Below are 14,456 nucleotides of genomic sequence, written 5' to 3' on the forward strand. Positions count from 1 at the left end.
CTTGCTATCTTCCTTCCCCCCCATGGAACGCTTGTCCCCCCAACCTCGGCTCGCTGGGCGCCCCCGCCCCCACCCTCCCCCGTTCCCCCCCTTCTTTCTTCCCCCCCCCCCCCCCCCGCGGCGCGCCTTGTCCAGCGCCGCCGCGCGAACCCGGCGCGCCTGTTGCGGCGTCGTGGCGGGCGCGGTGCGCAGCGGCGCCGCGCGCGGCGCGCCAGAGCGCAATTGCTGCTCGACCAGCACGCGCGTGGCGACGACGGCCGCCATCAGGTAGTAGGGCAGGTCGAAGTAAAGCAGGCTGAGGAAGGCGCCGCCGACGGCGAAGCCGATCATGCTGGCCTGGATCATCACGGCCAGGCCGCCGGCCCAGGCCAGCTCCGCGCGCCCCCTGGCCTGGCGGATGGTCCAGGCCGCCGAGCGCCAGGTCAGCCAGCCCAGCAGCAGGTACAGGCCCAGGCCGACGAAGCCGTGTTCGCCCAGCGCCTGGAAGTAGATGCTGTGGGCGGCGTGCACATCGGCCGGGTTGGGCGCGTAGCGCGAGAACACGGACGCGTGCGAGACTTCGAAGCCGCCGCCGAAGAAGCGGTCGCAGGCCAGGTTGTAAGCCATGCGCCAGGCGTTGAGCCGGCCCAGCGCCGAGCCGTCGGCATGGTAGTCGCCGATAGTGTCCATCCGTTCGGCCCAGCGCTGCGGCATGAAGAGGAAAAACACCGGCGCGCACAGCAGCACCAGGCTGCCGAAGGCGAGCTTCCTGCCGCTCTTGTACCACATGAACAGGCCCATCGCGATGATCGCCACCAGCGCGCCGCGCGAGTACGAGCCCAGCGCAGACAGCGCCGACAGCGCCATCACCGCCAGCAGCGCGGCGCGGGTCCATTTCCGGGTGCTGTTTTGGTACAGGTAATACATCAGCGGCAGCGTAATGATCAGGGCCAGCGCGAAGGCGTTGTTGTCGCCGATGAAGCTGCCCTCCGGCCCCCACACGCGCTCGGTGCCGCCGCCGCGCAGCGTAAACAACCCGCCCTTGACGCCGTAGTAGCCGAGCGAGAACACCAGCACCCAGACCAGGCGCTGGATGTCGCGCCGGCTGCGTATCACCATCAGGATGACACAGGTCATCAGCATGATCTTCATCACCTTGTTCCATTGCACCCAGCTCGACGCCTGCAGCAACGCCATCGGGGTGGTCACGTTCATCCACAGCACGAACGCCAGCAGCGCCAGGCTGACCGGCGTCAGCGGCAGGCTTTTCGGCTCGCGCGAGACCAGCATGCTGAGCATGGTGGCGACGGCGATCAGGAAGGCGAACGGCAATTGGGTGGCGTAGCCCCAGCCCTGGCTGTGCGGGTTCATGACGCTGACCCAGACCCACATCAGGCCGCCGATGGCCGGGCGTTTCAGGATGAAGGGCAGCGAAGCCAGTATCGTCAGGGTGATGAGGAGGTCGCGCATGGCTTCGGTGTCGTGTCCTGGCGAAAGGTTTGATTCCCGTCAACGGTCCGGCGGAGGCGGTCAGTACACTGCGTGGTGATGCCGATGGAACAGTAAGGCAATAGTAAGACAGAGGAGAGGCGCACTTGTTGACCGTTCTCATGGCTAGTTACAATGGCGCGCGCACCCTGCCCAAGGTCTTGCAGGCCTACTGTCGCCTGCTCGCGCCGCCGCAGGGCTGGTCGCTGTTGGTGGTCGACAACGGCAGCGACGACGCCACCGCCGCGCTGCTGGCCGAGTTCAGCGGGCGCCTGCCGCTGCGCTGCGTCTACGAGGGCAGGCGCGGCAAGAACGCGGCGCTGAACACCGCCGTGGCGCTGGCGCTGCGCGAGCCGGCCAACGAGTTGTTCGTGCTCAGCGACGACGACGCCGCGCCGGAGCCGGACTGGCTGCTGCGCCTGGCCGAGTGCGCCGCCAGCCAACCGGGCTACGCGGTCTTTGGCGGCGCCATCGTGCCGGACTGGCAGGCGCCACCGCCGGACTGGCTGCTGCGCCTGGCGCCGCTGGGCCTGACCTTCGGCGTCACCGACCCCGGCCTGGCGGACGGCCCGGTGTTCCCGGGCCTGGTGTGGGGCGCCAACATGGCGCTGCGGCGCACCGTGTTCGACGCCGGCTACCGCTTCGACGAGTCGCTCGGTCCGAACGGCGCGCAGACCGCCTACGCGATGGGCGGCGAAACCCAGTTGACGCGGCGCCTGTTCGGCGCCGGCTACCTGTCCTGGTTTTGCCCGGCGGCGCGGGTCGCCCACTTCATCCGCGCGCACCAGGTCGAGCCGGCCTACGTGCTGCGGCGCGCCTACCTGTTCGGGCGCGGCAAGTGGCGCCAGGACCGCGCCGCCGCCGCGCCCGGCGCCGCCAAGGTGCCGCGCTGGATGCTGCGGCGCCTGGCGCAGGAGCTGGCCGGCGCGCTGCGCGCCCGCCTGGCGGGCGACGCCGGGCAGTTGTTCCTGCGGCGCTGGGAAATCCAGTACCTGCGCGGCTATTTCCACGAGGCCTGGCTGGCGCGCCGCGCGGCGCCGCTGCGGGTGCTGGTGACCAGTTACTCCGGCGAGCTGGGCGGCATGGAGATGCGCATGGGCCAGGAGGCCTGCCTGCTGGCCGAGGCCGGCTACGACAGCGCGCTGGCGGTGCGGCGCTTTCCCGGCTTCGACGGCTGGGCCGCGGCGCTACGGGCGCGCCGCGTCGAGGTCTCGGTGTTCGACCCGCCGCCGGTGTTCGAGCAGTGGCAGTGGCGCCGCCTGAACAAGTGGCGCGCGCGGCTGGGCGCGGCGCGGCGCCTGCGGCGCTACCGGGCCGACCTGGTGCACGTGGCGTTTTGCTGGAACACCTACGGCGCCTCGGCGCTGTGGCTGGCGCACGACTGCGCGCTGCCCTGCGTTATCAGCGTGCACAACGCCTTCCCGCTGGCCGAGTTGAGCGCCTGGCACCGGCCGCTGCTGGCGGCGGCGTTCGGCTCGGTGCGCGGCATTTACGCCGTATCCGAGTCGGCAATGCAGCACTTCCAGGCGCTGTACGGCGCCTATATCGACCCGGCGACGCGGCTGGCGGTGATCCCCAACAGCGTCGACACCGAGCGCTTCGCGCCGTCGCCGGCGTCGCGCGCGGCGGCGCGCGCGGCGCTCGGGCTGGCGCCGGACGCGCTGGTGCTCGGCGCGGTGGCGCGGCTGGCGCCGCAAAAACGGCCGCAGGCGCTGTTGCGGCTGTTCTGCGCGCTGCGCGGCCAATTCCCCGACCTGCATCTGGTGCTAGCCGGCAGCGGCCCGCTGGAGGCGCAGCTGCGCGCCCAGGCCGAGGCGGCCGGCGCCGCCGGGCGCGTCATCTTCACCGGCTTTTGCGACGCCGTCGAGCAACTGATGCCGGCTTTCGACCTGCACCTTCTGCTCAGCCGCAACGAGGGCTTCGGCATCGCCACCATCGAGGCGATGGCGTGCGGCGTGGCGGCGGTGGGCACCGACGTGCCAGGCACAGCCGACATATTGCGGCACAGCCGCGCCGGCCTGCTGGTGCCGCTCGACGACGAGGCCGGCGCCGCCGCCGCCGTGGCCGCGTTGCTGGCCGACCCGGTGCGGCGCGCCGACATGGGCCGGCACGGCAGGGCGGAGGCGCTGGCGAGGTATTCGGACGCGCGGCTGCGGCGCCAGTTGCTCGAGTTTTACCGCGGCCTGGTCTGACGGGGCCGGCCGTGAACGCGACCCGCATCTCCCTGCTGTTTTCCTTCGGCGAAAGATACACCGTGCTGTTGCTGGGCATCGTCGCCAGCATGATCCTGTCGCGCCTGCTCACGCCGGCCGAGATCGGCGTCTATTCGGTCGGCGCGGTGCTGGTCGGGCTGGCGCAGGTGGTGCGCGACTTCGGCGTCGGCCAATACCTCATCCAAGAAAAGGAATTGAGCACCGAGAAGATCCGCGCGGCGCTGGCCGCCAGCGTCGGCGTGGCCTGGCTGCTGGCGGCGCTGGTGCTGGCCGGCGCGCCGGCGCTGGCGCGCTTCTACCACGAGCCGCGCCTGGCGGGCGTGCTGCAACTGCTGTCGATCAATTTCCTCTTGATCCCGTTCAGCGCGCTGACCTTGCCCTTCCTGCGCCGGCAGATGCGCTTCGCCGCGCTGTACGCGATCAACGCCGCCAACGGCGCGGTCAACCTGCTGGTGGCGGTGGGCCTGGCGCTGCTTGGTTGGAGCTACCTGAGCCTGGCTTGGGCGGCGGTGGCCGGCACCGTCGCCGCGCTGCTGGTGAGCCTGTGGGTGCGCCCGCCCGAGCTGCCCTGGCTGCCCGGGCTGAAGGGGGTGGGCGCGGTGCTGTCGTTCGGCGCGCTGACGACCGGCGGCGGCCTGGTCGACGAGGCCGGCGTGGCGGCGCCCGAACTGGTGGTCGGCAAACTGCTGGGCGTCGAGGCGGTGGCCATCTTCAGCAAGGCGCAGGGCTTGCTGGGCGTCTTCAACCAGGCCATCACCAGCGCCATCTCGCCGGTGGTGTTCCCGCTGTTTGCCGCGCGCGCGCGCGACGGCGGCGACGTGCGCGCCGTCTACCTGGCCACCGTCAGCTACGTCACCGCGCTGGCCTGGCCGTTCTTCCTGTTCGTCGGCCTGATGGCGCTGCCGCTGGTGAACGCGCTGTACGGGCCGCAGTGGAACGCCGCCGTCCCCTTGATTCGCATCATGTGTTGCGCCTCGGCCTTGTATAGCATGTTCAGCATGGCGCGCTACTTGTTCGTCGCCACCGGCCACGTCAAGGCGCAGGCGCAAATCGACGCGATCGCCGTGCCGCTGCGGCTCGGCGCGGTGCTGTTGGCGGCGCCGTTCGGGCTGGCCTGGGTCGCCGGCGCCGTGGTGCTGGGCGCGCTGTGCCGCTGCTGGATCACCTGGCGCTACCTGCGCGCGCTGGCCGGGGTCGACCTCGGCGCGACGCTGCGCGCGGCGCGCAAGAGCATGGCGCTGTGCGCGCTGAGCGGCCTGGCGCCGGCGCTGGTGCTGCTGGCGTTGCCGCCGCGCCCCGGCTACCTGCTGCTGCCGCTGGCGCTGGCGGCGGCCGGCGCCCTGTTGGGCTGGATCGCCGCAGTGTTACTACTCAAGCATGAGATCGCCGCCGAATTCGAGCTGGTGCGGCGCAAGGTGTGCGCCCTCGCCGGCGTCGCCATCAAATAGACCGAGACGGGGGAGGGCGCCATGCGCGTGGGCATTTTGTCGTACCCGATGCTGTTCCAGCGCGACGGCGGTCTGCAAATCCAGGTGCGCGAGACGGTCGCGGCGCTGAACCGGCTCGCGCTGGGCGCGCCGCGCCACCTGCAGGTGGAACTGGTCGACCCGACCCGCGACCGGCTCGACAGCTACGACCTGATCCACGTGTTCTCGGCCATCAACGGCAACTACCGCATCGTCGAACTGGCCAGCGAACTGGGCTTGCCGGTGGTACTCTCGCCGCTGCTCTCGCCCGGCTGGAACCACGCCACCGGCGTGTTGGCGCGGCTGGCCGACCGCCTGGCCAGCAAGTTGACGGCCTGGAACGTGCAAACCAGCTACGCCCAGAGCAAGCGCGCGCTGCAACTGGCCGACCTGGTGATCGCGCTGGGCGAGGCCGAGCGCCAGGCCATCGTGACCGGCTTTCAGATCGAGCCGGAGAAAATCGAGGTCTACCCGAACGGCATCAACGCGCACTTCTTCAGCGCCGACGCGGCGCTGTTTCGCAGCGCCACCGGCATCGCCGGCCCCTTTGTGCTGATGGTGGGGGCGATCTCGCCGTACAAGAACCAGTTGGGGCTAGCGCGGGCGCTGGCCGAGGTCGACCTGCCGATCGTCCTGATTGGCGCGGCGCAGCGGCCCGAGCACGGCTACCTGCAACAACTGCTGCGGCTACCGCACGTGAGCTGGCTGGGCGCGTTGCCACACGCCGATCCGCTGCTGGCGAGCGCCTACCGCGCCGCCGCCGTGGTGGCGCTGCCCAGCCACGGCGAGGTGTTCCCGCTGGCGGTGCTGGAGGCGCTGGCGGCCGGCACGCCGGTGGTGATGACGGCGCAAAGCGCGTTGGAGCTGCCCGACGCCGGTTTCGCGATGAAAAAAGTGCGCTGGGACGACGCCGCCGGTCAGCGCCTGGCGATCTGCCAGCTGGTCGGCGCCGCGCCCGACCGCGCCGCCGTGCGCGCGCTGGTCAGCCAGTTCACCTGGGAGCGCGCGGCCGGCCAGATCGCCGAGAGTTACTTCCGCCTCGGCGCCCGCGGGGGGCTACGCCGTGCTGTTTAATTCCGACGCTTTCCTGTTCCGCTACCTGCCGGTGGTGCTGGCCGGCTATTTTTGGCTGGGCCGGCGCCGGGCCAGCTGGGCCGCGGCATGGCTGGCGCTGGCCTCGCTGTTCTTTTACGGTTACTGGGAGGCGCGCTACTGCCGTTGCTGCTGGCCTCGATCACGCTGAACTACGGTTGCGGCCGGGCGCTGGCGGCGGCCGCGGCGGCGCGGCGCAAGGCGTGGTTGTTGGGCGCGCTGGGCGCCAACCAGGCGCTGCTGGCCTACTATAAATACGCCAATTTCTTCGTCGACAGCCTGAACCGGGCCGGCGCTGGCGACTGGGTGGTGCCGGACATCGTGCTGCCGATCGGCATTTCCTTCTTCATTGTTCGTCAGCTACTTCCCGCACTTGATCGCCGGCCCGGTGCCGCACCACAAGGACATAATGGCGCAATTCGCCGAGCCGGCCAATTGCCGGCCGTTGGCATCGAATTTCACCATCGGCCTGTCGATTTTCGTCGTCGGCCAGGTGAAAAAGTGTTGATCGCAGACAACATCTCGCCGATGGTCGGGCCGGTCTACGGCGCCGGCGCCCAGCCGCAGCTGCTGGAGGCGTGGATCGGCACGCTGGCCTACACCTTGCAGCTGTATTTCGACTTCTCCGGCTACTCCGACATGGCGATTGGCCTGTCGCGCCTGTTCGGCGTGAGGCTGCCGCTAAACTTCAACTCGCCCTACAAGGCGCGTGATATCGGTGACTTCTGGCGGCGCTGGCACGCGCCGGCACGCGCCTGCGCCTGTATATCAACCCGACCCATGCGCTGACGCTCGACGCCCTGTACTAGTCCGGCAAATGGGCGCCGATGGAAGCCTGGCAGGGCGCCCTGGCGCGGCTGGCCGAGCGCCACCGCGGGGCCGGCTGCGACCTGCGCCTGTGCGACTTCTCCGGCTTCAACAGCATTACCACCGAGACTATCCCGCAGCTCAGCCGGCGCCGCGAGATGGCCCACTATTGGGAAGCATCGCACTATCGCAGCCATGTCGGGACATGATCCTGGCGCGCATCTTCGGCGCCGCCGAGGCGTTGCCGGCGCCGGCCGACTTCGGCGTAGAACTCGACAGCGCGATGCTGCCGGCGCACTTGGCAAGCTGCCGGGCGCCAACGCCGGCTTCGGCGTCCACCATTCGCTGATCAACGCGGCATCGGCGCGGCCTAGCGGTGCATCGGCGCGTAGCCGAATGGCGCTTATAGTATGATTTATCTTCAGTCAATCAAAACAAGTGAAAAATGAATCATTCGCCACACCGCAGGATATTTCTGCTCGCCGCCGCATCGGTGCCGCTGATGGCCTCCAGCAGCGTCCGGGCCGTCGCGGGCAGCGGCGCGGCGGCCGCCAAAATGCACGTCGCCGTGGCCGTCGCGCAGCTGGCGGAATTGGAAAAAACGCTGGGCGGCCGCCTTGGCGTGTTCGCACTCGATACCGGCGACGGTTCGCAGCTGAGCCACCGAGCCGGCGAGCGCTTCGCGTTTTGCAGCACGGCCAAGGTCATGATCGCCTCCGCCATCCTGGCGCGCAGCGCCCAGGTTGCGGGGCTGCTGCGCCAGCGCGTCCGCTACGCCAAGGGCGAGCTGGTCAACTATTCGCCGATTACCGAACGCCACGTCGGCGACGGCATGACGGTCGCCGAACTGTGCGCCGCCGGCATCCAATACAGCGACAACACCTCGGCCAACCTGCTGATCAAAATCCTCGGCGGACCGGCCGCGGTGACCGCGTACGCGCGCTCGATCGGCGACACCACGTTCCGCCTCGACCGCCTGGAGACGGAACTCAATTCGGCGATACCGGGCGATCCGCGCGACACGACGACGCCGGAGGCGATGGGCCGCAGCCTGCAGCGTGTGGCGCTGGGCGACGCGCTGGCGCCGGCGTCGCGCGAGCTGCTGCAGGACTGGCTGCGCGGCAATACGACCGGCGCCAAGCGGATTCGCGCCGCCGTGCCGGCCGATTGGCAAGTCGGCGACAAGACCGGCACCGGCGACTACGGCACGGCGAACGATGTCGGCGTGGTGTGGCGGCCGAACCGCGCCCCCGTCGTCGTCTCGATCTACACCACGCATGCGGAGAAGGACGCGAAGGCGAGCGACGAGGTGATCGCGGCGGCGGCGCGCATCGTCGTGGCCTGGCTCGGCTAGGCCCGCCCCGGCGGCAAGCGCGTTGCGCCGTCAGCCGCCGCGCCGGGTCAGCACCGCGCAGCCCTTTTCGCAGTCGCGCGCGCTCTGCTCGAACATCGGAAATTCGCTGCGCCAGCGGCGCAGGATGGCCTGCTCGTCGGGCCGGCCGGCGTCGTCGAGGAAGACGCTGCCGCCGGCGCCGATGCGGTGGAACAGCAGCGGTCCGGCCGGGTAGCGCGCCAGCACCCGCGTCGCCAGCGGCGGGCCGTCGATCACCAGCATGTCGATGGCCGGCTCGTCGGGCAGGAAGTCGGGCACGTACCACGGCCAGCTGTCGCTGCCGAGCGCGTGCTCGCGCAGCGGCGCCTCCAGTACCACGGCCCATTCGCTCAGGCCGTGGTGTTGCAGTTGCTGCCGGGTTTGTTCGGCGAAGTGCGGCTCGTGCTCCAGGCTGTAGACCTTGCCGCGCCCGTTCAGCTGCATGCAGCGCGCCAGCACCAGCGTCGAGGTGCCGCTGCTGCATTCGACCACCAGGCGCGGTTTGGCGGCGAAGGCGTGGCGCGCCAGTTCCAGCAGGAAGTCGGGCGAGGCGGCCCAGCCGCGCGTGTCCGGCAGGCTGCGTTCGAGGCGCAGGTCGATGTACAGGCTGTGCAGCGCCTCGAGCTGGCGGAACAGGTTCGCCGGCGTCTGTTTACCTTGGTCGCGCAGTTCGTGCGCCAGCAGGTGGATCAGGCGCACCTTGTGCAGCGTGTACAGGCACAGCAGCGCGAGCGAGAATATCAGCAGGATGGCGGTGATGGGGAACATGGGCGTGGCTCTCTTCAGGTTAGGACTACTTTACTGACGACGTAGCGGAATTTTCCCGAGGCCTCGGGCGGGATTTCGCCGACCTCCTCGATGACGACCAGCACGGCCGCGCCCAGCCTGGCCTTGAAGCCGTGCTCGATCGCCCGCCGCGCCGGCGCGCCGAGCGCCGGCAGCGCCACCAGCAGCACGCGGGTCAGTTCCAGGCTTTCCTGGACGATCTTGAAGGCGCGCACCTGCGGCAGCTCGCGCAGGATGTACACCAGCGCCAGGCCGTGCATGACGGTGCCGTCGTGCGCCACCACGAAGTCGGTGCTGCGGCCCTCGATGCGCTTAAGCAGCGGCAGGCCGCGCCCGCACGGGCAGGGTTGCGGGTCGAGCGCGCCGATGTCGCCGGTGCGGTAGCGGATAAAGGGGAACTCGCGGGTGGCCAGGTGGGTGACGACGATTTCGCCGCTCTCGCCCGGCGCCACCGGCGCGCCGTCGGCGCCGACGATTTCGACGATGATGTCCTCGGCCGTGATGTGCATGCCGCCCTCCGGGCAGGCGTGGGCGATGAAGCCGGCGTCGCGCCCGCCGTAGCCGTTGGCCACCGGGCAGCCGAAGGTGGCGCTGATCAGTTCGCGCTGCTCGTCGTACAGGCGCTCGGAGGTGACGAAGGCGACGCGGATGCCCAGGCCGTGCAGCGGCACGCCGCGGCTGCGCGCGTGGCCGGCGATGCGGCTGAGCGCCGACGGGTAGCCGAACAGCATTTTCGGGCGGATCCGGCGGATCTGGCCGACGAATTCGTCGAGCCGGGCCGGCGACATGTCGAAGGCCGGCAGCAGGGTGCTGCGCATGAGCCGGTCGCGCAGCGCGCGCAGGCGGTCCTGCGCCTTCAGTTCGATCGGCGAACCCCACACCACCACCTCCGGGTCGCCGATGTCGACGCCCCACCAGCGCGTGGCGCGCCATTTCGCCGCGACGTCGTGGCTGACGCGCTCGCGGCCGAGGTAGAACACCAGCGGCTCGCCGCTGGAGCCGCCGGTGTTGCAGCGGCTCAGGGGGCCGGCGCGTTCGGACTTGAAGCCGTCGCGCGCGGCGCTGATGGCCGCCTTGTCGAGCAGCGGCAGGCGCCGCAGGTCGTCGAGCCGGTACAGGTCGGCGGCGTCGAAGCCGAGCGCGGCGAATTGGGCGCGGTAGTGCGGCACGTGCGCCTGGGCGTGCGCCAGCAGCGCGCGCAGGCGCGCCAGCTGGCATTGCCGCAGCCGCGCCGGGCTCCACCACTGCGACTGTTCCAGCTGGCGCCGCAGCGCCACGCTGGCGTGCCGTTTGGCGCGTTCGTGCAGCGGAAACAGCAGCGCCGCCCGCAGCGCGGTGCGCCAGCCGGGCCGGCGCGCCGCGCGCAGGCGCCGGTAGTGCGCCAGCAGCAGCGGCGCCACCTGCTGCCAGTCGAACTGGCGCACGTGCGCCTGCCCGGCGGCGGCCAGGCGGCGCGCGCTGGACGGGTTGCGGATCAGCGTCAGCAGCGCCTGCGCCATGGCCTCGGCGTCGCCCGGGCGCACCAGCAGCGCGGTGACGTCGTGTTGCAGCAGCGCCGGGATGCCGCCGACGTCGGTGCTCACCAGCGGCACGCCGCAGGCCAGCGCCTCCAGCACCGAGATGGGCATATTGTCGGCCAGGCTGGGGTTGAGCACCAGGTCGGCCTGGTGGTACAGCAGCGGCATGTCGGCGTTGTCGACGCGCCCGGCGAAGCGCAGCGCCGCCGCCACGCCGAGCTGCTGCGCCAGTTGTTCCAGCGCGCCCCGTTCGGGGCCGCTGCCGGCCAGCAGCAGTTGCGCGTCCGGACAGGCGCGCAGCACGATGGCGAAGGCGCGCAGCGCGCTGGCGTTGTCGTAGACCGCCTCGAGGTTGCGCGCCACCAGCACCACCGGACCGGCGTGCGCTACGCGCCCCGGCGCGAAGCGGCCCAGGTCGACGATGTTGGGAACGATCTGGGTGGCGTAGCCGTGGCGCTCGAAGACGCCGGCCAGGAACGCCGACGGCACCACGACGGCGTCGGCCAGGCGCAGGCTCAGGCCGACCAGCCAGCCGCGTCGCGCCAGGAAGGCCTCGGCCTCGCCGCCGCGGTAATTCACCAGCACCGGCTTGCCCTTCAGGCGCGCCAGCCAGATCGCCGGGGCCGCGTACAGGTGCCAGGACCAGCCGGAATTGGCCATCACGTGGAACAGGTCGACGGTGTCGACCACGCGCCACAGGCGCCACAGGTAGCCGGCCAGCCGCGCCGCCGCGCGCAGGCCCTTGACGCGCGCCAGCCAGGCCGGCCGCTGCGGCGCGTTGAGCTGGATCAGTTGTACCGAGGCGCCCTCGGCGCGCAGCAGCGCGGCCAGTTGGCGGGTCTGGTTGGCCATGCCGCCGGACGGCGGCGGCAACGGCCCCAGCAGGGCGAGGCGCAGGCCGGCCAGTCTCATGGCTTGCGCCCGGCCAGCAGGCGCGCGTAGACGGCGCCGTAGCGCGCCACGCTGGCGCCCCAGTTGCGTTCGTTTTCGACGTAGTCGCGGGCCGCCTGGCGCAGCGCCGGCCAGCTGTCGGCGCGGCGCAGCAGGCCGGTGACGGCGTCGGCCAGCGCGTTGGCGTCGCCTGCGGCGAACAGGATGCCGGTCTTGCCGTCGGCGATCAGTTCGCGGTGGCCGCCGACGTCGGAGGCCACCACCAGGCGGCCCTGGGCCATCGCCTCCAGCGGTTTCAACGGCGTGACCAGGTCGGTCAGGCGCATCGCCAGGCGCGGGTAGACCAGCACGTCGAGCAGGCGGTAGTAGTCGGCGGTGTGGCGCTGCGCCACGCGCCCGGCGAAGATTACTTGGCCGGCCACGCCCAGGCGCGCGGCCAGCGCCTTCAGTTCGGCCTCCTGCGGGCCGCCGCCGACCAGCAGCAGGCGCATGCGCGGGAAGGCCGCCAGCATGCGCGGCAGCGCCCGTAGCAGCAGCGCCAGGCCCTCGTAGGCGTAGAACGAGCCGATGAAGCCGACCACCGGCGCGCCGTGCGGGTCCGGCGCCAGGCCCAGCGCGCCGGCCAGCGGCGAGGCCGCGGCGCCCTGGCCGGCCGCGGCCGTGGCGCCCAGTTCGGCCGCCTCGACCGCGTTGGGGATCACGGTGATGTTGGCGGCGGCGATGCCGCGTTGGCGCATGTCGCCGCGCAGGCCCTCGCAGATGGTGGTGACGGCGTCGACGCGGCGCAGCGCGTAGCTTTCCAACGCCCGCGTCAGGCGGTAGCGCAGGCCGCCGGCGCGGCTGGTGCCGTGGTCGACGGCGGCGTCCTCCCAGAAGGCGCGCACTTCATAGACCACCGGGATGCCCAGCGCGCGCCCGACGCTGAGCGCGGCCAGCGCGTTCAGCGCCGGCGAGTGGGCGTGCAGGATGTCGGGCGCGGTCAGCGTGGCGACCTGGTGCAGGCGCCGGGCCAGGCCGAGCACCACGCCGACCTGGCCCAGCAGCGGCAGGCTGGCCCACCAGGCGGTGGCGGGCGCGGTGCGGTAGAACAGCCAGCCGTCGACCTGCTGCTCGGCGGCGTCGGTGGCGCCCTGTTTGGCGCTGGTCAGATGGGCCGTGCTCCAGCCGAGCGCGCGCTGCTGGCGCAGGATGGACAGGGTGCGGAAGGCGTAGCCGCTGTGCAGCGGCGCCGAGTGGTCCAATATGTGCAGGATGCGCATGCAATTCCCGTGTCTCTGTCGATAGTTAGGTGGGCGGGCCGGCGGCGTTGAAAATCAAGCCGGGGCAAAGCGCCGGGCTCGGAGCTTCAGGTCCGGCCGCGGGGTCACGCCGCCGGTTTGAAGGATGTCAACGCCGTAGCCGCCCAACCCAGAGCCCGTTAGCCTATGATTGATAGGTTTGCGGCCGGGCCTGTTGATGCCGGTCAATGGTCGGGGAAGTAGCGCCGGCAAGCGTACGCGGCAGCACTTGGCGCAGGAAGGATTCGAACATCAGCAGCGACCACAGGGCCGCGCTGTGGTCGCGCCGGCCGCTGTCGTGCTGCGCCAGCAGCGTGCGCACGCAGTCCATATTGAACATGCCGGTGTCTGCCAGGGTCGGCGCCAACAGGCGCGCGCGCAGCCGCTCGCGCAGCGGGCCGCGCAACCAGGCCGCCAGCGGCACCGAAAAGCCCATCTTCTTGCGGTACAGGATCTGCTCGCTCAGATAGGGCCGCAGCGCCTTCTTGAGCAGGTATTTGCCTTCGCCGCCGCGCAGTTTCAGCCGCGGCGGCAGGCCGGAGATCCATTCGACCAGTTCGTGGTCGAGCAGCGGCGAGCGCACCTCCAGCGCGTGGGCCATGCTGGCGCGGTCGACCTTGGTGAGGATGTCGCCGGGCAGGTAGGTTTTCAGGTCGAGGTACTGGACCTGCGACAGCGGGTCGCGCGCCGGACTGGCCTTGGCGTGGCGGCGCAGCACCTCGACGGCGCGGTAGCCGTCCAACTGGCGCAGCAGGTCGGCGCTGAACAGCTGCGCGCGCAGCGCGTCGGGCATCAGCGACACGCTGTGGAAGTAGGCGTCGACGCTGTCGCGCGCCAGCGCCTCGAAGGTGGTCTTGGCGCGCAGCGCGCGCGGCGCCCAGTCGGCCTTCGGGTAGAGCCGCCCGAGCAGGCCGAAGGCCGGCCGGCGCAGGCCCAGCGGCAGCAGCGCGCGCAGGCGCTCCTCGTGCAGGTGGTAGCGGTAGCGCCGGTAGCCGGCCAGGTTCTCGTCGCCGCCGTCGCCCGACAGCGCCACCGTCACGCGCTGGCGCGCCAGCTGGCAGACGCGGTAGGTCGGCAGCGCCGAGCTGTCGGCGAACGGTTCGTCGTACAGCGTGGCCAGCTGGTCGATCAGGGCGAAGTCGTCCTGTTCGACCTGCAGCGCGTGGTGGCGGGTGGCGTAGCGCTGCGCCACCATGTCGGCGTAGGCCGATTCGTTGAAGGCCGGGTCGCCGAACGAGATCGAGCAGGTGTTGACCGGTTCGCCCATGGCGCCGGCCATCAGCGCCACCACGGCGCTGGAATCGACGCCGCCGGACAGGAAGGCGCCCAGCGGCACGTCGGCCACCAAGCGGATGCTGACGGCCTCGCGCAGGCGCGCCAGCAGCTCGTCGCAGGCGGCGGCCTCGCTGGCGGGGTGGTGCGGGGCGAACGGCACGTCCCAGTATTGGCTGGGCGCCGGCAGCGGAGGGGGGGGGGGGGGTAGTGGGAGTGTGTGGGCGGGTGGTAGTGTTGGGGTGGCGCGGGGGAGCGTGCGTGGGTGTGACGCGTAGCCACAGGAGAAGCAGTAT

13 protein-coding genes are annotated in these 14,456 nt (G+C 71.1%); 8 read left to right on the top strand and 5 right to left on the bottom strand.

Going from position 1 to position 14,456, the window contains the following annotated elements:
• A partial coding sequence (locus ACFDR9_RS24130) for a putative O-glycosylation ligase, exosortase A system-associated (protein WP_409032607.1) occupies window positions 1-1,449 on the bottom strand: 1,449 nt, incomplete at its 3' end.
• Between the two features lie 125 nt (window positions 1,450-1,574).
• Here ACFDR9_RS24130 and ACFDR9_RS24135 point away from each other — a divergent pair.
• The 8 genes from ACFDR9_RS24135 to bla all read left to right on the top strand — a co-directional run bounded on the left by ACFDR9_RS24135 (window position 1,575) and on the right by bla (window position 8,399).
• On the top strand, window positions 1,575-3,659 hold the full coding sequence (locus ACFDR9_RS24135; RefSeq protein ID WP_409032608.1) for a glycosyltransferase: 2,085 nt from the start codon (window positions 1,575-1,577) through the stop codon (window positions 3,657-3,659).
• 11 nt (window positions 3,660-3,670) lie between these two features.
• A complete protein-coding gene (locus tag ACFDR9_RS24140; RefSeq protein WP_409032609.1) occupies window positions 3,671-5,128 on the top strand; it encodes an oligosaccharide flippase family protein in 1,458 nt (485 codons plus the stop codon).
• A gap of 21 nt (window positions 5,129-5,149) precedes the next feature.
• Window positions 5,150-6,220: a glycosyltransferase gene (locus tag ACFDR9_RS24145; protein ID WP_409032610.1), complete on the top strand. Its 1,071-nt coding sequence runs from the start codon at window positions 5,150-5,152 to the stop codon at window positions 6,218-6,220.
• Window positions 6,210-6,389: a hypothetical protein gene (locus ACFDR9_RS24150; protein WP_409032611.1), complete on the top strand. Its 180-nt coding sequence runs from the start codon at window positions 6,210-6,212 to the stop codon at window positions 6,387-6,389. The genes ACFDR9_RS24145 and ACFDR9_RS24150 overlap by 11 nt, the downstream gene beginning before the upstream one ends.
• A gap of 59 nt (window positions 6,390-6,448) precedes the next feature.
• The gene (locus ACFDR9_RS24155) at window positions 6,449-7,027 is read left to right on the top strand and encodes a hypothetical protein (protein ID WP_409032612.1); all 579 of its coding nucleotides are present in this window, start codon (window positions 6,449-6,451) and stop codon (window positions 7,025-7,027) included.
• 38 nt (window positions 7,028-7,065) lie between these two features.
• Window positions 7,066-7,254 (top strand): hypothetical protein, encoded by a 189-nt coding sequence (locus ACFDR9_RS24160; RefSeq protein WP_409032613.1) that lies wholly within the window; start codon window positions 7,066-7,068, stop codon window positions 7,252-7,254.
• A complete protein-coding gene (locus tag ACFDR9_RS24165; RefSeq protein ID WP_409032614.1) occupies window positions 7,251-7,394 on the top strand; it encodes a hypothetical protein in 144 nt (47 codons plus the stop codon). The genes ACFDR9_RS24160 and ACFDR9_RS24165 overlap by 4 nt, the downstream gene beginning before the upstream one ends.
• A 96-nt stretch (window positions 7,395-7,490) precedes the next feature.
• On the top strand, window positions 7,491-8,399 hold the full coding sequence (gene bla / locus ACFDR9_RS24170; protein WP_409032615.1) for a class A beta-lactamase: 909 nt from the start codon (window positions 7,491-7,493) through the stop codon (window positions 8,397-8,399).
• 30 nt (window positions 8,400-8,429) lie between these two features.
• On the opposite strand, the gene ACFDR9_RS24175 is transcribed toward bla, so the two are convergent.
• The 4 genes from ACFDR9_RS24175 to ACFDR9_RS24190 all read right to left on the bottom strand — a co-directional run.
• Window positions 8,430-9,185: a class I SAM-dependent methyltransferase gene (locus ACFDR9_RS24175; protein WP_017875482.1), complete on the bottom strand. Its 756-nt coding sequence runs from the start codon at window positions 9,183-9,185 to the stop codon at window positions 8,430-8,432.
• Window positions 9,186-9,199: 14 nt separating this feature from the next.
• Window positions 9,200-11,632 carry a glycosyltransferase gene (locus ACFDR9_RS24180; protein ID WP_409032616.1) on the bottom strand — a complete coding sequence of 811 codons (2,433 nt, stop codon included), beginning with the start codon at window positions 11,630-11,632 and terminating at the stop codon, window positions 9,200-9,202.
• Window positions 11,629-12,870 (bottom strand): TIGR04063 family PEP-CTERM/XrtA system glycosyltransferase, encoded by a 1,242-nt coding sequence (locus ACFDR9_RS24185; protein WP_409032617.1) that lies wholly within the window; start codon window positions 12,868-12,870, stop codon window positions 11,629-11,631. The genes ACFDR9_RS24180 and ACFDR9_RS24185 overlap by 4 nt, the downstream gene beginning before the upstream one ends.
• 163 nt (window positions 12,871-13,033) lie before the next feature.
• The coding region (locus ACFDR9_RS24190; protein ID WP_409032618.1) for an asparagine synthase-related protein at window positions 13,034-14,456 on the bottom strand (1,423 nt) is incomplete at its 5' end.

The organism is Janthinobacterium sp. CG_23.3, from assembly GCF_046115965.1.
In the GTDB taxonomy this organism is placed as follows: Bacteria; Pseudomonadota; Gammaproteobacteria; order Burkholderiales; family Burkholderiaceae_D; genus Janthinobacterium.